Source organism: Rhodanobacteraceae bacterium (assembly GCA_016713135.1).
GTDB lineage: Bacteria > Pseudomonadota > Gammaproteobacteria > Xanthomonadales > SZUA-5 > JADKFD01.
Window position 1 is genome coordinate 42,722 of the sequence record JADJPR010000022.1, and the last position, 20,049, is coordinate 62,770.

The following is a 20,049-nucleotide window of genomic DNA, read 5'->3' on the forward strand; positions in this document are numbered from 1 at the left end:
CCAGGACCGTGCAATCTGCCCCGTAGCGGAACCACCTGAAAGATAACGGCATTGAGTCGCACGAGGGTCATCTGAATGATCCACAGGTGACGCTTGCATAGCGGTCAATCGAGGATTCCAGGATTACTAGCGTGTCTCCGTGGAAGGGGCTTCGACCGCGGCGACTGCGATGACGCCGGGGCAGCGTCTGCAGCGGGCTTGCTGTCGGGAAAACTGAGTTCGGGTTCCATCGCGTCGAGATCGCGGATCTCGGCCAGCGTGGGCAGCTCATCCAGGCTGCGCAGGTTGAAGTAATCGAGAAAGGCGCGCGTGGTGCCGTAAAGCGCCGGGCGCCCGGGGACATCGCGGTGGCCGATCACGCGGATCCACTCGCGTTCTTCGAGGGTCTTGATGATCTGGGTGGACACCGCGACGCCGCGCACCGCCTCGATCTCGCCGCGCGTGATCGGTTGGCGATAGGCGATCAGTGCCAGCGTCTCCAGCAATGCGCGCGAGTACTTGCTCTGGCGCTCGGTCCAGAGCCTGGCGACGTGCGCATGCACGCTGGCACGCACCTGGTAGCGGAATCCGCTGGCAACCTCGACCAGTTCCACGCCGCGGCCTTCGCAGTCGGCTGCGAGCGACTCCAGCGCCTGGGCCAGTTCGGTGTGGGTGTGGCGGCCGTCCTCGTCGAACAGCTCGGAGAGCTGGGCGATGGTCAGCGGCTGACCCGCCGCCAGCAGCGCAGCTTCCAGGATCGGCTTCAGCATCGCCGGTTCCATCAGGCAGGTTCCTCCAGATCCGGTTCGCGCGCGGCCAGCGAGCGCAGGTAGATCGGCGCCAATGGCCGGTCCTGCACGATTTCGACCAGCCCGGCCTTGCCCAGTTCGAGCATTGCAAGAAAGCAGACCACCACGCCGAGACGGCCTTCGGTGGCGGTGAACAGCGCGCTGAACTCTATGAATTCCCCGCTGCCGAGCGCGTCCAGCACCTCGGTCATCTTCTGCCGTACGGACAATGGTTCGCGGCGGATCTGATGGCTGATGTAGAGATCCGCGCGATTGAGCACGTCGCGGAAGGCCAGCAACAGTTCCTTCAGGTCCACTTCCGGCGGCACCACGTGGACCTTGCGCTCCGGCACATAGGCGGTGGCCTGGTGCGTGTCGCGCTCCATCCGCGGGAGGGCGTCGAGATCCTCGGCGGCCTTCTTGAAGCGTTCGTACTCCTGCAGGCGGCGCACCAGCTCCGCGCGCGGATCGGCTTCCTCGTCCTCGCTCGCGGGTGGTCGCGGCAACAGCAGGCGCGACTTGATCTCGCACAGGATCGCGGCCATCACCAGGTACTCGGCGGCCAGTTCGAAGCGCAATTCGCGCATCATCTCGATGTAGCCGATGTACTGGCGCGTGATCGCCGCGATCGGGATGTCGAGGATGTCCAGGTTCTGCCGGCGGATCAGGTACAGCAGCAGATCGAGCGGGCCCTCGAAGGCTTCGAGGATGACTTCCAGTGCGTCCGGCGGGATGTAGAGGTCCTTGGGCAGCTCGTAGAAGGCCTCGCCGCGCACCACCGCGAACGGAATCTCCGCCTGGCGCGCGGTGGCGCCATCCGGTTCCGGCGTGAGCGTTTCCGCATTCATTCCCAGTCCACCGGGCCGCTGCCGTGGCGCAGCACTTCATAGGGCTGGTCGATCATCGACACCACGGTCGTCGGGTCGACGCCGCAGGGGCCGCCGTCGATGAACACATCGACGTGCGCATCCAGCGCTTCCACCAGCTCGTCGACCTCCATCCCGTGCAGTTCCTGGTTCGGCAGCAGCAGGCTGGAGCTGAGGATGGGTTCGCCGAGAGATTCGATCAAGGCCTGGGCGACGCGGTTGTCCGGCACGCGCACGCCGATCGAACGACGCTTCTCGGTGGCCACCCGTTTGGGCACCAGCGAGCTGGCCGGCAGGATGAAGGTGTAGCTGCCAGGAACGTGCGCGCGCATCAGGCGGAAGGCGGCATCGTCCACCCGGGCATACTGTCCGATCTGCTTGAGATCGCGGCAAGCGAGGGTGAAATTGTGACGCGGCTTCAACTGGCGCAGCCGCACCACGCGATCGAGCGCATCGCGGGCATCCAGCGCGAAACCGACGGCATAGCCGGAATCGGTCGGGTAGACCACCAGCTCGCCCGCGCGCAGGGTCGCCACGGCCTGGTCGATCAGGCGCTGCTGCGGCGAAACCGGATGGATGATGATGCGGCGTGACATGCGTGAGCGGCTGGTCGGCGGTGGCTGGCAGGCGCCGCGAGGCAGCGTCGCGGGAAAAGAGCGGGAGTGTACCGGACGAAGCGGATTCCGTACCATGCGCGACCGCATTGCCGCCAGCAGCCCCGTTCATGTTCGACCACGAGCCCCGCCAATGACCGCCAGCGATCGCATCCAACGAATGCGCGAACGCCTGGCGTTGCTCGCACCCAGCGACATCGCGATCGTCGACGACAGCCACAAGCATGCAGGCCACGCCGGTGCGCGCGATGGGCGTGGTCATTTCAGTTTGCGCATCGTCGCGGATGCCTTCCGAGGCCAGCGGCCGCTGGCCCGCCACCGTCTGGTCTATCAGGCGCTGGGCGACCTGATGGACACCGATATCCACGCCCTGGCGATCCAGGCCCTTGCACCCGAGGAACAGGCATGAAGAAGCTCCCGTTTGCAGTCGCAGGCGCGCTGCTGTTCATTTTGGCTGGTTGCGGCGGCGGCGATGTGCCCGCCGACACACGCCTGGTAAGGCTGGACGGCGACAGCAGCAGCCTGAAGGTGAACGGAGAGGCGATTCCGGAGGCGCTGGTGCAGGCCTACGCGCGCAAGCGCGGCTGGGAACTGCGCGACCCGGGTCAGCGTGAACAGGCTTACGATCAGTTGGCCGAGTTGCTCGCGGTGGCTATGGAAGCGCGCAAGCAGGGCATGCTCGACGATGCCCAGGTCCTCGCTGACCTGGAACTCGAGCGACTGAATCGCCTGAGCGGCTTGATGATCGAGCGTGGAACGCAGCCGGTGAGGGAAGAGGACCTGCGCGCCGCCTATGACCAGGAACTAGCCACCACTGGCGCCGAGGAAATGCTGGTTGCGCATATCCTGGTCGACAGTGCCGAACGCGCACAGCAGGTGCTGGCCGCGCTCCAGTCCGGCAGCAGTTTCGACGAACTCATCACGGCGCAGGCTGGGCAGCCGGGCGTTCGCGATGCCAAGGATCTGGGCTGGGTTCGTCGTACCCAGTTGCCTGCGGCGCTGGTGGATGCGCTGTCCGCGTTGGCGCCGGGCGCCTACACGCCGCAGCCGATCGCGAGCGAATTCGGTTTCCATGTGGCGCTGCTGCGTTCCAAGCGTCCGTTCAACGCGCCGCCCTTCGAGCAGGTGCGCGAGGGCATTCGCAGCTCGCTGGTGCGCAAGCGTGCCCTGGATCTGGGCCGGCAGATCAAGGAGCAGGCAAGGATCGAACGCTGAGAGCGGTCCCAACGGCACATTGGCAGGTGGTGATGGTCCTTGCTAACCTGCGGCGAACATCATCTGAAGGCAGTCATGCAACCATCCCTGGAAAGCGCGTTGAGCCGTTGGCGCGTCGGAGCCTCGCGCAACTGGCTGTTCTTTCGTCAATGGTTGCGTGCGCCACTGACCACTGCCTCGGTGGTGCCGAGCAGCCCGCGTCTTGGGCGGGCGATGGCACAGGCGCTGCCCGCGGGTGTCGGGCGGGTGGTCGAGTTGGGGGCCGGGACCGGCGCTATCACGCGCGAATTGCTGCGCCACCGTGTGCGTCCGGAAAATCTGCTCGTACTCGAGCTGAACCCGGAACTGCACGACGATCTGCGCATCGCATTTCCGCGCTGTCCGGTGGTGTGTGGCGATGCCCGCGACCTGCCACGGATCTTGTCGGGCATCGACGGTTTCGACTCGGGAATGGTCGATGCAGTCGTCAGCTCCCTGGGTTTCCTCTCCATGCCGCCGATACTGGTGGAACAGATCGTTGCAGCAGCCTTCGATTGCCTGCCCGCGGATGGGATGATGGTGCAGTTCACTTACGGGCCGAAGTGCCCGGTGCCCGCTGCAACCTTGCAGCGGATCGGGTTGACCTCGCAGCGGGTCGACTTCACGCTGATGAATCTTCCGCCCGCTTCGGTGTACGTGCTGCGACGAATCTGATGCGCGGCCCGGCTCTCGCGCGCGACTTCAGCGCTTGTTGTAGCCGTAGAAGTTCTTGAGCATCAGTTCCGAGCCCTTGTACTCCGAGGCTGCCGCTTCGACGAACTGCTGCATGCCCAGCTCGTTCAGCACCTCGTACAGGTTCTGGTCCTCGTGGAGCTTGAGCAGCGCCTCCCGGACCGCCGTCTTCACCTCGTCAGGGACATCCGGTGAGGCGGATACGGCCGGCCCGGGGAATTCGCGCGTGGTGATCACGGGGATCAGATTCGGATACTGATCGCGCAGCCAGGTGGGCACCATCGCCGCATCCGCCTCGCCAGCGAAAACGATTTCCACGGTGTCGCGCCATGAGGTCGCCAGAGAGCGCAGGTCCGGTTGTTGCATCGGGTTCGGGAAGTACTCGAGCAACAGCGCAAAACCCAGATTCGGCGCCGGCATGGTGACCGTGCTGCGGGCAACAAAGGCCTGCACGTTGCCTTCGGCGACGTCTTCCTGGGTCAGCAGCGAGTAGCTCGACGGAATCGACGACTTGACGATCGGGACGTATCCGTAGCGCTGGATCCGGAAATCCGTGAAGTGCGCCTCGTCGAAAACGAAGTGCAGATCCTTGCGGTTGCGGAGGTCGTTCCAGTAGAAGGCGTAGTTTCGCGCGACCACAAGCTTGAATGTCTGCCCAGTGCTGGCATTGAGGTAGTTGATCAGGGGTTCGTATACCTCGCGGGCGCGCTCGGGGGTGTACACCGGCTCCACCGCGAAGTTGTAGTCAGCCGCTGATGCCGGAATGGCGAGGGAGCAGCCGGCAAGCGCCAGCCCGATCCCGATTGCCTTGAACAGACCGCCGCGTTGCTTGTGGGACATGGTGCATCTCCCCCTGGAAGACAACTCGGTCATACCACTTTCGATAGCGAAACGCTATGCGCTGGATGGGGGGTGCAGCTTCCATTCAGTGATATGTCGCCGATCGTTTCACTGACGTCGCTTTCGATGACGAATGTTGCGATGTTGGCGCCGTCCGGAGTGTGCAAGGGCGCCCCTTTGGTCGCCGATTCGAGCAGTACTGCAAGGCCTGCGCCCGCCGAATCCGACGCGATCAGTGTCCCCGAGGCGGCCTCACTGTCGCCAGGGACCAACTCACTGCCAACCAGCGACTGCGTGGCTGCCCCCGCTCGCACGCGCGCCAGTCGCCGCTTGCTGCGACCGAGGTAGTGCGTGCGCGCGATCACTTCCTGCCCCGGGTAGCAGCCCTTGCGCAGCGAGAAGGCATTCAGGCGATCCAGGGCGAGCATCTGTGGCAAGAAGCGTTCGCTGGTCGCCGGCAGCAACCAGGGAATCCCGAGTGCCACTTGCTCGTCCCACAGGTCGATGGGTAATGGCGGCGCTGTAGTGCTCGCAGGCAGGGTGCGGACGCGCCAGCAGAATGCGGCGTGCTGCCAGGTGCGGGCATCGGCAGCGCGGGTCGAATCTCCGGCGTCCGCGGCGATCTCGGCGTCTGCAAGAGCGAGCGTGCAGCGCGCGCGCAGGCGGTAGCGCTGCAGTCGCTCCAGCACCGGTTGCGCCAGCGCCTGCGGCAACAACAGGCGGAACTCGTCGTCGCCGGTGCGCGCGAGCAGCAGCAGCGCCTGCAACCGTCCATCGGCGCCGCAGTATCCGGCGAACTGGCAGGCGCCCGTGGCCAGCGACTTGACGTCGCTCGTCAGTTGCGAGTGCAGGAAGCTGCCGGCATCGCTGCCGTGCACGAGGATTTCAGCAAATCGTGGCGTCTGCATGACCGACATTGCAGTAGTCTTCGACTGGGACACCGGAGCATACGGATGACCGCATCGACCGATCCAACGCCGGCTGACGGCGAACATCCTGGGTACACCCGGGAACCCGCGCCCGATGTGCCGCTGACACAGGGGCGTGTGCGGGAGTTTGGTGGCCGAGCGGGTCCCGATCCGACCCGCTACGGCGACTGGGAGAAGAATGGTCGTTGCATCGACTTTTGACGCATCGTCGTCGTAACGCTATACCGCGTCTCGGGCCGGCAGACTGCCGGCAACGATGGCCCGGCAACTGCCGGGTCAAAGCCTCGGGGATACAGGATGGCCACTCGCTCGCGTCCGCTCTCACCGCACCTGCAGGTCTACCGTCCGCAGCTGACTTCGGTGTTGTCGATCACCCATCGCGCCACCGGCGTGGCGCTCGCTGCGGTCTCGCTCGCGCTCATCTGGGGTCTGGTGGCGCTCGCCATCGGACGCGAGACCTTCGAGCATTTCATGACCTGTGTGGACGGCAAGCTGGGCCGGCTGCTCACCGGCGCCTTCGTGTTCTGCCTGATCTACCACCTGCTCAATGGCATCCGTCACCTGGCTTGGGACACCGGCTGGGGGCTCGACCTCAAGCGCGCTTATGCCACGGGCTGGTCGCTGGTCGTCCTGGCGCCGCTGCTGACGGCAGTCGCGTTGTGGTGCCTTTGGACCTGAGGAGCGCGTCCATGACTGATTTCCGCACACAGCTCAAGATCGTCCGTGGTCACGGGTCGGCTCGCGAGGGCGCCGCGCACTGGTGGATGCAGCGAGTCTCCGCAGTGGCGTTGGTTCCCCTGTCGATCTGGTTCCTGACCTTTGCCGCCAGCGTCCACGGCGCTGACTACCTGGCCATCCGCTATGCGATCGGGCAGCCGCTGACGGCGGCGCTGATGCTGGCCTTCATCTGGGCGATGTTCTACCACGCCTATCTCGGCCTGCAGGTGGTGATCGAGGACTACATCCACCAGCGCGTGCTCGAAGTCGGGCTGCTGGTGGTCATCCGTCTCACATTTGCACTGGCAGTGATGGCTGGAACGGTTGCCGTCATGCGTCTGGTCTTCCTTGCGGCTGAGCCACTATGAGCGAGTCCTACAAGATTCAGCACCACCAGTACGACGTAGTCGTCGTCGGTGCCGGCGGCGCCGGCCTGCGCGCGACCATGGGCATGGCCGCCAAGGGCCTCGCCACCGCCTGCCTGACCAAGGTGTTCCCGACGCGCAGCCACACGGTGGCGGCGCAGGGCGGCATCAGTGCGGCGCTCGGCAACATGGGCGAGGACGACTGGCGCTTCCATTTCTACGACACCATCAAGGGTTCCGACTGGCTCGGGGACCAGGACGCCATCGAGTACATGTGCAAGGAAGCGATTCCGGCCATCATCGAACTCGAGCATTACGGTGTGCCGTTCTCGCGCACCGAGGACGGCCGGATCTACCAGCGTCCGTTCGGCGGCATGACCACGCATTACGGCAAGGGCACCGCACAGCGCACCTGCGCCGCGGCGGACCGCACCGGGCACGCGATGCTGCACACGCTGTACCAGCAGTCGCTGAAGTTCGATGCGCGCTTCTACATCGAGTACTTCGCGCTCGACCTGATCATGGACGAGGATGGCGCCTGTCGCGGCGTGCTCGCCTGGGACCTGGCCGAAGGCACGCTGCACATGTTCCACGCGCACCAGGTGGTGCTGGCCACGGGTGGTTACGGCCGCTCCTACTTCTCCTGCACTTCGGCGCACACCTGCACCGGCGACGGCAACGGCATGGTGCTGCGCGCCGGCCTGCCGCTGCAGGACATGGAGTTCACCCAGTTCCACCCGACCGGCATCTACGGCGCCGGCTGCCTGATCACCGAAGGCGTGCGCGGCGAGGGTGGTTATCTCACCAACTCGAAGGGCGAGCGCTTCATGGAGCGGTACGCGCCCAACGCCAAGGACCTCGCTTCGCGTGATGTGGTCAGCCGCGCGATGACGATGGAGATTCGCGATGGCCGCGGCGTCGGCAGCGAAGCGGACCACATCCACCTGCACCTGGAGCACCTCGGCCCCGAGGTGATCCACGAACGCCTGCCGGGTATCGCCGAGACCGCGCGGATCTTCGCCAACGTAGACGTCACGCGTGAGCCGATCCCGGTGCTTCCCACCGTGCACTACAACATGGGCGGCATCCAGACCAATGTGCACGGTGAGGTCGTCACCATCCGCAATGGCAATCCGGATGCGGTGGTCCCGGGCTTGATGGCGATCGGCGAGGCCGCCTGCGTCTCGGTGCATGGCGCCAACCGCCTGGGCTCCAATTCACTGCTGGACCTGGTGGTTTTCGGCCGCGCCGCGGCCAACCGCGCCGGCGAGGTGGTCAGGGCGTCGGCGCCGCACAAGAAGCTGCCGAATTCCGCCTACGACAAGGCGCTCGGCAACTTCGACCGCCTGCGCCACGCCAAGGGCAGCACGCCGACCGCCGACATCCGCCTGGCCATGCAGAAGGCGATGCAGAACCACGCCGCGGTGTTCCGCACTGGCGAGTCGCTGCAGGAGGGTTGCCGCAAGGTCAGCGAGATCAACCGCAGCTTCAGCGACGTGCGTGTCTCGGACCGCTCGCTGGTGTGGAATTCGGACCTGGTGGAGACGCTGGAACTGCAGAACCTGCTGGGCTGCGCACTGGTGTCGATCCACTCTGCGGAGAACCGCAAGGAAAGCCGCGGGGCGCACGCGCGCGAGGACTACAAGGACCGCAACGACGAGGAATGGCTGAAGCACACCCTGGCCTACGTCGACGAGGCCGGCAAGGTGAACTTCGACTACCGGCCGGTGCACCTGTACACGCTGACTGACGAAGTGGATCCGGTGCCGCCAAAGGCGCGGACGTATTGATGTAGCGGTCAAAAGTGAAGAGTGAAAAGTGAAAGGACGCGTGCCGGTGCTGGATGGCACCGGCCGATCCGGGCGCAGACTGCAAGGGGCACGATCCAATGGCCGAATTCACGCTACCGAAGAACTCGAAGGTCCAGCAGGGCAAGCTCCACGCGGCCAAAGCCGCCGGCGGCAAGCTGCGACGCTTCAAGGTCTACCGCTTCGATCCGGACAGCGGCGCCAATCCGCGCACCGATACCTATGAGGTGGACCTGGCGTCGTGCGGGCCAATGGTTCTCGACGCGCTGATCAAGATCAAGAACGAGATCGACCCGACGCTGACCTTCCGCCGCTCGTGCCGCGAAGGCATCTGCGGCTCGTGCGCGATGAATATCGACGGCACCAACACGCTCGCGTGCACCAAGGCCATCGACGAGGTCAAGGGCGAGGTCAAGATCTACCCGCTGCCACACATGCCGGTGGTCAAGGACCTGGTTCCGGACCTGTCCACCTTCTACGCGCAGTACGCTTCGATCCGCCCGTGGATCCGCACCCAGTCCTCGCCGCCGCCGGACCGCGAGCGCCTGCAGTCCCCGTCAGACCGCAAACTGCTCGACGGTCTGTACGAGTGCATCCTGTGCGCCTGCTGCAGCACGTCTTGCCCGAGCTACTGGTGGAATGGCGACCGTTACCTCGGCCCGGCGATCCTGCTGCAGGCCTATCGCTGGATCATCGACAGCCGCGATGAGGACACCGGTGCGCGCCTGGACGATCTGGAAGATCCGTTCCGGCTGTATCGCTGTCACACCATCATGAACTGCACCAAGACCTGCCCGAAAGGGCTGAATCCGGCCAAGGCCATCGCCGAGATCAAGAAGGCAATGATCGCGCGGCGGTCGCTGTAACGCGCGGATGTTCGCCAAGGGAATCGTGGTGTTCGTGGTCCTGGTTCTCAACGTCCTGACGTTGTGGCTGCTGTGGGCCTTGTTCACCGGGCGCATTTCCGCCTGGTTCCGCCGGAACTTCCGGCGGCCACAGTGAGCACGCAAGCGCCGGACGACGACGAGGCCAGCCTGCGCCGTCTGCGCTGGCAGTGCCGGCGGGGCATGAAGGAACTGGATTTCCTGCTGCTGCGCTGGCTGGATGCACACTTCATCGGGGCGTCAGCCTCGGACCGGCATAACTTCGAGCGTTTGCTGAAGGTCGAAGACGACCAGCTCTGGGCCTGGTTCGTCGGGCGCAGCCATTCTCAGGATCCGGAACTCGATGCCCTCGTCCAGCGCATACGCGGCCCCGCTTGACCTCGACCTGCGTCCCGGACGCATGGAAAACGCTGCGCGCTGGCTGATCCTGGCGCTGGCGCTGCTCGGGCTCGCGCAGGCAGATCTGCCGCTGGAACTGCGGCTTCCGGCGGGTGTGCTCGCGATAGCCCTTGCCCTGCGCGACGCCCGCCGCGCAGCGCGCCGCCCCGCGAATCTGCGCTTGCACGCGGACGGCAGCGTCGAATGCGCCAGCGGCGCAGGATGGCTTCCAGCCACGCTGCAGCAGTCGATCCAGTTCGCCGGTTGGCTGCAACTGCAGTGGGATTGCGCAGGCACGGCGCACGCAGCCGTGCTGTTCCCGGACCGTATCGACGGCGCGACGCGCCAGCGCCTGCGCGTCTGGCTGGCGACCCACCGGCCGCTGCCGGCTGGCGTGGGTGTTGCCGCATGAGGCTGTTCCATCCACTGTCGCTGGCGATCGGCCTGCGCTACACAGGCGCCAAACGGCGCAATCACTTCATCTCGTTCATCTCGCTGGTGTCGATGCTCGGCATTGCGCTCGGGGTCACCGCGCTGATCGTGGTGATTTCGGTGATGAACGGCTTCGAGCAGGAACTGCGCGCGCGCATCCTCGGCATGGTCTCGCACGCCACGATCACGGCCTATGGCGAGAACGTGCGCGACTGGCCGAAACTGATCGACGAGGCCAGCAAGGACCCGCACGTGGTCGGCGCGGCGCCGTACATCGAGCGCGAGGGCATGCTCCAGGCGCGGCGCATCAGCGGCGCGATGATCCGCGGCGTGGTGCCAGAGCTGGAGGCGAGCGTTTCCGAAGTCGGCAAGAGCACCAAGGAAGGCAAGTTCGAGTTGCTCACGCCGGGCAGCTATCACATGGTGCTCGGCAGCGAACTGGCGCACACCCTGGGTGTATCGCTGGGCGACTCGGTGACCCTGATGGCGCCGCAGATGCGCGCCACACCGGTCGGCGTGATCCCGCAGATGCGCCGCTTCAAGGTGGTCGGCTTGTTCGAGGTCGGAATGTACGAATACGACCGCGGGTATGCCTTCGTCCATGTCCAGGACGCGGCGAAGCTGTTCCGCGAAGGCGATGGCGTCACCGGCGTGCGCCTGAAGCTGGACGATCTGTTCAAGGCCTGGCGCGTGGCCCAGGACCTCACCACGCGCCTCGATGGGATCTACAGCGTGCGCGACTGGACGCAACAGCACAGCAACTTCTTCCGCGCGGTGCAGACCGAGAAGCTGGTGATGTTCATCATCCTCTCGCTGATCGTGGCGGTGGCCGCGTTCAACCTGGTGTCGACCCTGGTCATGGTGGTGACGGACAAGCAGGCCGATATCGCCATCCTGAGGACGCTCGGCGCCAGCCCGCAGCTGGTAATGACGGTGTTCATGGTCCAGGGCCTCGCGGTCGGCCTGATCGGCACCCTGCTGGGCCTGGCCGGCGGCGTGTCCATTGCCATGAACATCGACGTGATCGTGCCCTTCCTTGAGCGCACGCTCGGATTCGAGGCAATGCCGGGCGACATCTACTACATCAGCAGCGTGCCTTCGCAACTGCGCTGGCCGGACGTGGGCCGCATCGGCGTGCTCTCGGTGGTGTTCTCGGTGGTGGCGACGCTGTACCCGGCATGGCGCGCCGCGCGCACCCAACCTGCCCAGGCGCTGCGCTATGAGTGAACCCGTGATCGCCGCCCGCGGCATCGCCAAGATCTACGCCGAGGGCGATCTGCGCGTCGAAGTCCTCGCCGAGGCGAGCCTCAGCGTCGCGCGCGGGGAGAGCATCGCGATCATCGGCGCCTCCGGTGCCGGAAAAAGCACCCTGCTGCACATCCTGGGCGGCCTGGACCTGCCGTCCAGTGGCGAGGTCGAGGTGCTCGGCAAGACCATGTCGAAGCTCTCCGACCGCGAGCGCGGGCGGCTGCGCAACCAGGCGCTCGGCTTCGTCTACCAGTTCCACCACCTGCTGCCCGAGTTCAGCGCGCTGGAGAATGTGGCGATGCCGCTGATGATCGGCGGGGTCAGCGCCACCGACGCCAGCGAGCGCGCTTCGGCGCTGCTCAAGCGGGTGGGCCTCGGCGAGCGCCTGCGGCACAAGCCGGGCGAACTGTCCGGCGGCGAGCGCCAGCGCGCCGCGGTGGCACGCGCGCTGGTCACGCGGCCGGCCTGCGTGCTCGGCGACGAACCCACCGGTAACCTTGACGAACGCACCGCCGGTTCGGTGTGGGAACTGATGCTCGAGCTGAATGCGGAGATCGGCACCAGCCTGGTGATCGTCACCCACGACCGACGCCTCGCCGCGCGCATGGATCGCGTGCTGGAACTGCGCGGCGGCCGGCTGGCTGCGGCCGAATTGTAGGCGCGGGGCTGGGCAGTCGGTGCGCGCATTCCGACTGCATCCGGCGCATGGATTCGCGTTCGCGCTGGGCTGCTGCTGCGTGCTGCCGCTCGCGGCATTGCCGGGCCGGGCGTCGATTCTGACGCTTGCGGTGCTCGCGCTGGTGCTGGTGCTTTGGACCCTGCTCGGGAGCCGCGCGCGCACGGCATTGGTGCTCGGCGCCAGCGCGTTCGCCCTGGCCGGCTTCGCCTTCGCTGCCTGGACCGGTCAGGTGCGCATCGCCGAGCGCCTGCATCCGGAGCTGGAAGGCGAGGAGATCCAGTTCAGCGGCCATGTCGACGGCTTGCCGATCCGCGAATCCCGTTCGGTGCGATTCGATTTCCTGCCGCTCGTTGGCGAGCAGTCGCTGCCCCGGCGGGTCCGCCTGTCCTGGTATGAGCGGGACATCCTGCCTGCGCCCGGCGACTGCCTGACCGTGGTTGCGCGCCTCAAGCGGCCGCGGGGCGTGGTCAATCCGGCAGGCTTCGATTTCGAGCGGCATGCGCTCGCGCAGGGCATCGGCGCGACCGGATACATCGTGCGCGCGCTGCCATCGACGGGATGTTCCGCGCGCTTCGATATCGATAGCACGCGGGTCACCATTGCTTCGCAGATCGATGCTGCTTTGGAACCCGGACGGGTGCGCGCGACGCTGAAGGGTCTGGCCATTGGCGACACGCGCGAGATCGAGGACAGCGACTGGGATCTGTTCCGCGCGACCGGCACCACGCATTTGATCGCGATCAGCGGCCTGCACGTGGGACTGGCGGCGGCACTCGGCGCGGGGCTGGTCTGGCTGGTCTACTGGCTGCTGCCGGGCCTGGGCCTGCGCTGGCCGCGACCGCAGGCGATGGCGCTCGGTGCGCTGCTGACCGCCGGGTTGTATGCGCTGATCGCCGGGTTCTCCCTGCCCACGCAACGCACCTGGCTGACCATTGCGGCGATGCTGGCCGGCGTGCTTAGCCGCCGCGAACTCGGTTGGTGGACGCGCTATGCGCTGGCGCTGGTGGCGGTGCTGCTGTTCGACCCGCTGGCCCCGCTCGGCGCCGGATTCTGGCTGTCCTTCGGTGCGGTGGCCTGGCTGATCCTCGCCTTTGGCCTGTCCTGGCGCCCACAGGCCAGATGGCGCCTGTGGTTGCTGCCGCAACTCGGGCTGACCGTGGCACTGCTGCCGCTCGGGCTCGCCTTCTTCCAGCAGGCCAGCCTCGCCGCGCCATTGGTCAACCTGCTTGCCGTGCCCTGGGTCACTTTCGTCGTGGTGCCCTTGCTGCTGCTGGCACTGCTGCTGTCGCCGCTGGCTACGCTGGCGGCGCCGGTGTGGCAGCTCGCGGCCTGGCTGCTCGGCGCTTTCGACTGGCTGGTGCTGGCGACCGCGGACTGGCCGCTGACGCGCTGGACCCTGCCGCCGCCATCGCTGCTGGCCTGGGTGCTCGCGCTCGTCGGGACCCTGTGGCTGCTGGCGCCGCGTGGCTGGCCCGGCCGGGCCCTGGGTGCCTTCGGCCTGCTGCCGCTGCTGTGGCCGCGGACGGAACCGTTGCCGGCCGGCGCCTATGAGCTGACCCTGCTGGATGTGGGCCAGGGACAGGCGGCGCTGGTGCAGACACGACAGCACACGCTGCTGGTCGATACCGGTCCCGGATTCCCGGATGGCGGTGACCTTGGCGACCGCGTCCTTGCGCCAGCGCTGGCACAGCTGGGTGTGCGCCGCCTCGACCGCCTGATCGTCAGCCACGACGACCTTGACCATGCCGGCGGTACCGCGAGCTTGCGGCGACGGATTCCGGTCGGACGCATCGACGCTTCGGCGCCGGAGGCGATTCCCGGTGCGCGCGCGTGCCTCGCGGGCGAGCGATGGCACTGGGACGGGATCGATTTCTCGATCCTGCATCCGCCGCCGACGCTGCCCTATCTCGGCAACGAAAGCTCCTGCGTGGTGCGGATTGCCGGCCCCGGGGGAAGCGTGCTGATTCCCGGCGACATCGGCGACGTCATCGAAGGCCGCCTGATCCGAGAGCGCGCCCCGGAACTTGACGTCGACATACTGATCGCCGGGCACCACGGCAGTGCGGGATCCACCAGCGCTGCATTCCTGACGGCGACATCACCCGGCGAGGTCTGGTACTCGGCCGGCTACCGCAACCGCTTCGATTTCCCGCGGGATGAGGTGCGCCGACGCGTGGCGGCCGTCCCTGCTCGAGAGTGGAACACGGCCGATTCCGGTGCCCTGTCACGGCGGCTCGAGGCCAGCCACGTACGGGGTACGGTTTCACAGCGTACGCTCGCACCCAGGTGGTGGCGCGAGTAGCTGCACGTTTCATGGCCAGGCCTTGATGTGAAAATCCTCGGACGGGCAGGGGTCATTGTCATGACACACTCGGTGTTGAGCTGGATTTCCCCTGACTTCCGCGTCACGACCAATTTCCCGACCAGCCCCAGGTACACACATGCCCAGATTCCCGCGCTTGGCCGCATTGATTGCGGCAGCCATTGTCGGCCAGGCTGCAGCGGCTCAATCCCCGTTCCTGGCGAACGCCTTTGCGGTGGACCGCGCCGGTTCTACTCTGCTCGACATTGCTGGCGCCCGGCTGATGGACGCGCGTGGAAACGTCCGGTTATGCGGCCAGGCGATGGTCAGGCAGGCCCATCCGCGCCTGGACGCCAGTGGGTTTCTTGTGCGCCTGTCGGAAGGGCCGCTGCCTCCGACCGTTCGCGTCGAGCAATGGAGCGGCAGCGGCGTTCCCCAATGGCAGGTCGAAAGCACCTTTTTCAGTGGCATTGCCGCCGTGCCTACCGGTGGTGCACTGATATCCCGGCAGCAGGTTGGCGATGACCTGATCGAGTTCCAGCGTCTGGACGCGCGCGGCAACGAACTGTGGCGGAGCCGCGCGGTGCGCGGGGAGCAGCCGCCGTCGTTCTACGAATTCATGGTCGACAAGCACGGTCGCGCTCTGTTCACACTGCCGCGACCGGTATCCGAGCGCCAATGGCAGGTTGAAGTGGGCATGCTCGATGCCGACGGCAGACTTGCCTGGGTGCACCGGCAATCGCGCGGTGGATTTTCGATTCCAACGCTGGCAGACGATGGACAGGGCAATTTCTGGTGGCACCTCGGCGCTCTGCTGACGACGGAGGGAGGTCAGCCTTCAGCGCTCGTACGGATGAGTGCGTGGGGAACGCCACTGTCGCAACGGCTCGAACTGGTCGGCGGACGGGAGATCGAGCGTCCCGTGGCGGGCGCAGAGGACGATCTCTGGTTTCTCGCCGGCAAGCCTGATGTCGATGTGGAGCTGGTTCGCCTGACAGAGGGCGGCGGGCTGGCGCGCTTTCCGACCGGCCGCAGGGTCGCCACCCAACTGATCGCCGACGGCGACGGGGCCTGGCTCATCGCCAACACTGGCGTGCACGAATTCACAATCGATCACTACACGGCTGCTGGCCGACAATGGTCGCGCGTATTGCGCGGACTGCGCGATGCCCGGCTGGACATTCAGCCGGGCGGCGACCTGCGCTTGCTCGCGCTCGAGAATTCCGGGATCTCGCTGCGGCGCATATCGGCGGCGACCGGGCAACTGCTATGGCGCAAGAGCCGGGCGCAGATCGATCGTGAGTGCACCGCGCTGAATGGCGGGCAGGACTGACCCCGGCCGGCGCCCGCCGCAACTTGGGGCAATTGATCGGGGCGGCAGCATGCTTCGGCTGTCACCGCGCGGGAATGCGCTCGAAGTCGCCGATTCGGGAGGGCACGCGAACCCCTCGCGCGCACATGCCCTGTATGATCGCGCGCCTTGGAAGATTGCTGCGTCGAGGTCTGCGTGTTCGAAATCCTGAAGTCCGGCGGCCTGGTGATGATCCCGCTGGTGCTGGCGTCCATCGTCATGGTGGGCATCATCCTGGAGCGCTTCTGGACCCTGCGCCGCAGCGCCGTGATTCCTCCCAAGCTGGGCGCCGAAGTGCGCGCCTGGGCGCGCTCGGCGAAGATCGAGCGCGATCACCTGGAGAAGCTGCGCAGCAACTCGCCGCTGGGCGCGATCCTGGCCGCGGTGGTGGCGCATCGCCAGCGCTCCCGCGAGGTGATTCGCCAGGCGGCCGAGGACACCGGGCGTCAGGTGGTGCATCGGCTCGGCAAATACCTGAACGCGCTCGGCACCATTGCAACCATTTCGCCGCTGCTCGGCCTGCTCGGCACCGTGTCCGGCCTGATCCGCATGTTCCTGGTGATCACCAAGGCCGGCATCGGCGACGCCAACGCGCTGGCCGGCGGCATCGGTGAGGCGCTGGTTGCCACCGCCGCGGGTCTGGTCGTGGCGATCTTCGCCTACCTGTTTCATCGCTATCTGCGCTCGCGGGTGCAGGACCTGGCGGTGGAATTGGAGCGCGAGGCAGCGGCACTGATCGACAGCCTCGAGCACGCGCCTGAGGCGGTTCCCGGCCAGCCGGTGAGGGCCGTGCGGTGAAGTTCAGCACCCCCGAGGGCGACGAGCCCGAGATCACCGTGATCCCGCTGATCGACGTGATCCTGGTGCTGCTGATCTTCTTCATGGCCACCGCGACTTTCGACCAGAACTCGCGGATCAAGGTCCAGCTGCCGGAAGCGTCGACCGAGGCGAAGGAAGACAGTGCAACACCGTTGATCATCCAGATCGATGCCGAAGGCCGTTACTTCGTGAACAACAGCGAAGTGGTCAACTCGCGGATCGAAACCCTCAAGGCTGCGCTGGAGCAACTGGGTGGCGAGCCGGCCGACCAGCCGGTGGTGCTGCGCGCCGATGCGCGCGCGCAACACCAGGCCGTGGTCACGGCGATGGACGCACTGGCGCAAACCGGCTACCGCAACCTTTCGATTGCGACGGTGCGCGGCAGCGAACCGTGAGCGCGGAGCAGGGCACGTCGCAGCTGTACCGGCGGCTGCTGCCCCATGCGCGGCCGCACTGGCCGGTGGCGCTCGCTGCGCTCTGCGGCATGCTGCTGGAGGCGAGCGTCGCTGCTGGCTTCACCGCCCTGATGCAACCCTTGCTGGACGACGCCCTTGGCGCGCGCGACAGCAGCGTGATCCGCTGGCTGCCGCTGGCCATCATCGGCCTGTTCGTCGCGCGGGGCCTGGGCGTCTACATCGGCGATTACGGCATGGCCTGGATCAGCCGGCGGGTGATTGCCGACCTGCGCGCGCAAGTGTTCGGACGTTACCTCGTGCTGCCGTCGCGCTTCTTCGCCGAACGCGCCAGCGGCGATGTCCTCGCGCGCCTGAGCTTCCAGGTCGAGCAGATCGGGCAGGCCTGTACCGAGGGCCTCAAGATTCTGGTGCTCGACAGCCTGATCATCGCCGGCCTGCTCGGCGTGATGACCTTCTACAGTCCGCAACTGACGCTCTCGGTGCTGTTGGCCGGGCCACTGATCGCGGTGGTCGTGCGGCTGGTGTCCAAGCGCTACCGCGCGATCAGCCGGCGCATCCAGACCTCGGTGGCGGACGTCACCCAGATCGGCCAGGACGTGATCCTGGGCGAGCGCGAGATCAAGATCTACGGTGGTCAGCGCGACGAGGCGGAGCGCTTCAGCCGTGTCAACGAGCACAACCGGCGCCAGCACCTGAAGGTCTCGGCGACCAACGCGATGAGCTCGGCGCTGGTGCAGATCCTCGCCGCGAGCAGCCTGGCGCTGGTGGTCTACGTGGCCACGCGCCCCGGCGAACTGGAGCGCCTGACGCCCGGCGCGTTCACCGCTTTCATGACTGCGATGCTGGCGATCCTGCCGTCGCTGAAGCGCCTGACCAGCGCGCAGGCGCTGATCCAGCGCGGGCTGGCGGCGGCCGAGTCGGTATTCGAGATCCTCGACCAGCCCGGCGAAGCAGACGAAGGCACGCTGGCGCCGGAGCGTGTACGTGGCGAGATCAGCCTGCGCAAGGTGAGCGTGCGCTACCCGGGGCGCGAGGACTACGCCCTGCGAGAGGTCTCGCTGGACATCCCGGCAGGCCAGACCGTGGCACTGGTCGGCCGCTCTGGCAGCGGCAAGAGCACCCTGGTGGCCCTGCTGGCGCGCTTCATCGCGGCCGAGTCGGGCGAAGTGTGCATCGATGGCGTGCCCATCGAGCAGTACCGGCTGAGGTCATTGCGTGAGCAACTGGCGCTGGTCAGCCAGCAGATCGTGCTGTTCAACGACAGCATCGGTCGCAACATCGCATACGGCGACCTGCGCCGCTGCGAGCCAGCGGCGGTGGCGGCGGCCGCGCGCGCCGCGCATGCCTGGGAATTCATCGAGGCGCTGCCGGATGGCATCGACACCACCATCGGCGAGCGCGGGGCGAGCCTGTCCGGCGGGCAGCGCCAGCGGCTGGCGATCGCCCGCGCGTTGCTCAAGAACGCACCGATCCTGATCCTGGACGAGGCCACCTCGGCGCTCGACAACGATTCCGAACGCCTGGTGCAGCAGGCGCTGCGCACCGCGATGGCCGGGCGCACCACGATCGTCGTGGCCCATCGCTTGAGCACCATCGAGCACGCGGACCGAATCGTGGTCATGGACCAGGGGCGCATCGTCGAGCAGGGCGCACACGTTCAGTTGCTGGCGCGCGGCGGCCTGTACGCGGCGCTCTACCGTGCGCATGGCAGCGAAGCCGATGCCGATTTCCCCTGAACGCCTGCAGGCGATCTGGTATGGCGGCACGCCCGCGCCGGGGTGGTTGCGCGCGCTGACGCCGGTGTACGCGACGCTGCGCGGGCTGGCCCAGTTGCCCTATCGCCTGCGCCTCAAACGTCCGGCCAGCCTGGATGTGCCGGTGGTGGTGGTCGGCAACCTCACGGTCGGCGGCACCGGCAAGACGCCGCTGGTGATCGCGCTGGTCGAAGCCCTGCGCGCACGCGGCTGGATCGTCGGCGTGGTCAGCCGTGGATATGGGCGCAAGACCCGCGGTGTCCGGCTGGTCGACCACACCAGCACGGCCGCCGAAGTGGGTGACGAACCCTTGCTGATCGCCCTGCGCACCAAGGCCCCGGTGGCGGTCGGCGAGGACCGCGTGGAGGCTGCGCGACGGCTGCAGGGTGTGGTGCCGCTGGATGTGCTGATCGCCGATGACGGCCTGGAGCACCTGTCGCTGCCGCGCTGCTGCGAGATCGTGGTGATCGACGGCCAGCGCGGCTTCGGCAATGGCAGGCTGCTGCCGGCCGGACCGCTGCGTGCGCCGCTGTCGCGACTGGACCGGGTCGACCTGCGGGTGCGCAACGGCGGTGAGCCGCACGCCGGCGAACTGGCGATGCGGCTGCGCATCACGGGCCTGCGGCCGATGGCGGCGGGGCCGGTGGAGCCGGTCAGCCGCTGGGCCGGCCGGCGTGCGCACGTGGTGGCCGGCACGGGGAACCCGGAGCGGGTGTTCGCCAGCGCGCGCGAGATCGGGATCGATGTGATTCCGCACCCGTTGCCGGACCATGTCGACTACGCAGCCAGCGGCGTGCCGGCCTTCGACGACGAACTGCCCTGTCTGACCACCGCCAAGGACGCCGTGAAGCTGCCGCGGCGCCCGGGCTGGTACGTGATGGAGCTGGGATGCGAGATCGACCCGGCCATCGTCGGCCGGGTCGTCGAATGCGTGGAGCGCTCGTCCGGCTGAAG

The 20,049-nt window shown here is 66.9% G+C and carries 23 protein-coding genes; 18 read left to right on the plus strand and 5 right to left on the minus strand.

What is annotated here, in order from left to right; translation table 11 throughout:
* Positions 1 to 104: 104 nt before the first annotated feature.
* From scpB to IPK27_18110, 3 genes are read right to left on the minus strand one after another with little or no spacing between them, the layout of a single operon-like run.
* Complete coding sequence (gene scpB, locus IPK27_18100) at positions 105 to 761, minus strand: SMC-Scp complex subunit ScpB (GenBank protein ID MBK8069458.1); 657 nt, start codon at positions 759 to 761, stop codon at positions 105 to 107.
* The gene (locus IPK27_18105) at positions 761 to 1,615 is read right to left on the minus strand and encodes a segregation/condensation protein A (GenBank protein ID MBK8069459.1); all 855 of its coding nucleotides are present in this window, start codon (positions 1,613 to 1,615) and stop codon (positions 761 to 763) included. The genes scpB and IPK27_18105 overlap by 1 nt, the downstream gene beginning before the upstream one ends.
* Positions 1,612 to 2,229, minus strand: coding sequence for a threonylcarbamoyl-AMP synthase (locus IPK27_18110; GenBank protein MBK8069460.1), 618 nt, complete (start codon positions 2,227 to 2,229; stop codon positions 1,612 to 1,614). The genes IPK27_18105 and IPK27_18110 overlap by 4 nt, the downstream gene beginning before the upstream one ends.
* Positions 2,230 to 2,380: 151 nt before the next feature.
* On the opposite strand from IPK27_18110, the gene IPK27_18115 reads away from it, so the two are divergent.
* The 3 genes from IPK27_18115 to IPK27_18125 are packed head-to-tail and all read left to right on the plus strand — an operon-like array spanning position 2,381 to position 4,155.
* Positions 2,381 to 2,656: a BolA family transcriptional regulator gene (locus IPK27_18115; protein ID MBK8069461.1), complete on the plus strand. Its 276-nt coding sequence runs from the start codon at positions 2,381 to 2,383 to the stop codon at positions 2,654 to 2,656.
* Positions 2,653 to 3,462, plus strand: a complete 810-nt coding sequence (locus tag IPK27_18120; GenBank protein ID MBK8069462.1) for a peptidyl-prolyl cis-trans isomerase — start codon at positions 2,653 to 2,655, stop codon at positions 3,460 to 3,462. The genes IPK27_18115 and IPK27_18120 overlap by 4 nt, the downstream gene beginning before the upstream one ends.
* 39 nt (positions 3,463 to 3,501) lie before the next feature.
* Entirely contained in the window at positions 3,502 to 4,155 is a 654-nt protein-coding gene (locus IPK27_18125; protein MBK8069463.1) for a methyltransferase domain-containing protein, read from the plus strand.
* 27 nt (positions 4,156 to 4,182) lie between these two features.
* On the opposite strand, the gene IPK27_18130 is transcribed toward IPK27_18125, so the two are convergent.
* Positions 4,183 to 5,013, minus strand: a complete 831-nt coding sequence (locus IPK27_18130; GenBank protein ID MBK8069464.1) for a PhnD/SsuA/transferrin family substrate-binding protein — start codon at positions 5,011 to 5,013, stop codon at positions 4,183 to 4,185.
* Between the two features lie 29 nt (positions 5,014 to 5,042).
* Positions 5,043 to 5,921 carry a folate-binding protein YgfZ gene (locus IPK27_18135; protein MBK8069465.1) on the minus strand — a complete coding sequence of 293 codons (879 nt, stop codon included), beginning with the start codon at positions 5,919 to 5,921 and terminating at the stop codon, positions 5,043 to 5,045.
* 45 nt (positions 5,922 to 5,966) lie between these two features.
* On the opposite strand from IPK27_18135, the gene IPK27_18140 reads away from it, so the two are divergent.
* From IPK27_18140 to IPK27_18210, 15 genes are all read left to right on the plus strand, one after another.
* Positions 5,967 to 6,143 (plus strand): DUF1674 domain-containing protein, encoded by a 177-nt coding sequence (locus tag IPK27_18140; GenBank protein MBK8069466.1) that lies wholly within the window; start codon positions 5,967 to 5,969, stop codon positions 6,141 to 6,143.
* Between the two features lie 96 nt (positions 6,144 to 6,239).
* Positions 6,240 to 6,620 carry a succinate dehydrogenase, cytochrome b556 subunit gene (sdhC, locus tag IPK27_18145; GenBank protein MBK8069467.1) on the plus strand — a complete coding sequence of 127 codons (381 nt, stop codon included), beginning with the start codon at positions 6,240 to 6,242 and terminating at the stop codon, positions 6,618 to 6,620.
* An 11-nt stretch (positions 6,621 to 6,631) separates the two neighbouring features.
* Complete coding sequence (gene sdhD, locus IPK27_18150; GenBank protein ID MBK8069468.1) at positions 6,632 to 7,027, plus strand: succinate dehydrogenase, hydrophobic membrane anchor protein; 396 nt, start codon at positions 6,632 to 6,634, stop codon at positions 7,025 to 7,027.
* Complete coding sequence (locus IPK27_18155) at positions 7,024 to 8,814, plus strand: succinate dehydrogenase flavoprotein subunit (GenBank protein MBK8069469.1); 1,791 nt, start codon at positions 7,024 to 7,026, stop codon at positions 8,812 to 8,814. The genes sdhD and IPK27_18155 overlap by 4 nt, the downstream gene beginning before the upstream one ends.
* Positions 8,815 to 8,912: 98 nt before the next feature.
* The gene (locus tag IPK27_18160) at positions 8,913 to 9,698 is read left to right on the plus strand and encodes a succinate dehydrogenase iron-sulfur subunit (protein MBK8069470.1); all 786 of its coding nucleotides are present in this window, start codon (positions 8,913 to 8,915) and stop codon (positions 9,696 to 9,698) included.
* Between the two features lie 168 nt (positions 9,699 to 9,866).
* Positions 9,867 to 10,094, plus strand: coding sequence for a succinate dehydrogenase assembly factor 2 (locus tag IPK27_18165; protein ID MBK8069471.1), 228 nt, complete (start codon positions 9,867 to 9,869; stop codon positions 10,092 to 10,094).
* Positions 10,060 to 10,506: a hypothetical protein gene (locus tag IPK27_18170; GenBank protein ID MBK8069472.1), complete on the plus strand. Its 447-nt coding sequence runs from the start codon at positions 10,060 to 10,062 to the stop codon at positions 10,504 to 10,506. The genes IPK27_18165 and IPK27_18170 overlap by 35 nt, the downstream gene beginning before the upstream one ends.
* Before the next feature lie 2 nt (positions 10,507 to 10,508).
* Positions 10,509 to 11,753 carry a lipoprotein-releasing ABC transporter permease subunit gene (locus IPK27_18175; protein MBK8069473.1) on the plus strand — a complete coding sequence of 415 codons (1,245 nt, stop codon included), beginning with the start codon at positions 10,509 to 10,511 and terminating at the stop codon, positions 11,751 to 11,753.
* A complete protein-coding gene (lolD, locus tag IPK27_18180) occupies positions 11,746 to 12,432 on the plus strand; it encodes a lipoprotein-releasing ABC transporter ATP-binding protein LolD (protein MBK8069474.1) in 687 nt (228 codons plus the stop codon). The genes IPK27_18175 and lolD overlap by 8 nt, the downstream gene beginning before the upstream one ends.
* A 19-nt stretch (positions 12,433 to 12,451) precedes the next feature.
* The gene (locus IPK27_18185) at positions 12,452 to 14,755 is read left to right on the plus strand and encodes a DNA internalization-related competence protein ComEC/Rec2 (GenBank protein MBK8069475.1); all 2,304 of its coding nucleotides are present in this window, start codon (positions 12,452 to 12,454) and stop codon (positions 14,753 to 14,755) included.
* 157 nt (positions 14,756 to 14,912) lie between these two features.
* On the plus strand, positions 14,913 to 16,088 hold the full coding sequence (locus IPK27_18190; protein ID MBK8069476.1) for a hypothetical protein: 1,176 nt from the start codon (positions 14,913 to 14,915) through the stop codon (positions 16,086 to 16,088).
* 174 nt (positions 16,089 to 16,262) lie between these two features.
* Positions 16,263 to 16,904 (plus strand): MotA/TolQ/ExbB proton channel family protein, encoded by a 642-nt coding sequence (locus IPK27_18195; protein ID MBK8069477.1) that lies wholly within the window; start codon positions 16,263 to 16,265, stop codon positions 16,902 to 16,904.
* Positions 16,901 to 17,320 (plus strand): biopolymer transporter ExbD, encoded by a 420-nt coding sequence (locus tag IPK27_18200; GenBank protein ID MBK8069478.1) that lies wholly within the window; start codon positions 16,901 to 16,903, stop codon positions 17,318 to 17,320. The genes IPK27_18195 and IPK27_18200 overlap by 4 nt, the downstream gene beginning before the upstream one ends.
* A complete protein-coding gene (gene msbA, locus IPK27_18205; GenBank protein ID MBK8069479.1) occupies positions 17,317 to 19,077 on the plus strand; it encodes a lipid A export permease/ATP-binding protein MsbA in 1,761 nt (586 codons plus the stop codon). Before IPK27_18200 ends, msbA begins: the two co-directional genes overlap by 4 nt.
* Positions 19,061 to 20,047, plus strand: coding sequence for a tetraacyldisaccharide 4'-kinase (locus IPK27_18210; GenBank protein MBK8069480.1), 987 nt, complete (start codon positions 19,061 to 19,063; stop codon positions 20,045 to 20,047). Before msbA ends, IPK27_18210 begins: the two co-directional genes overlap by 17 nt.
* Positions 20,048 to 20,049 lie beyond the last annotated feature (2 nt).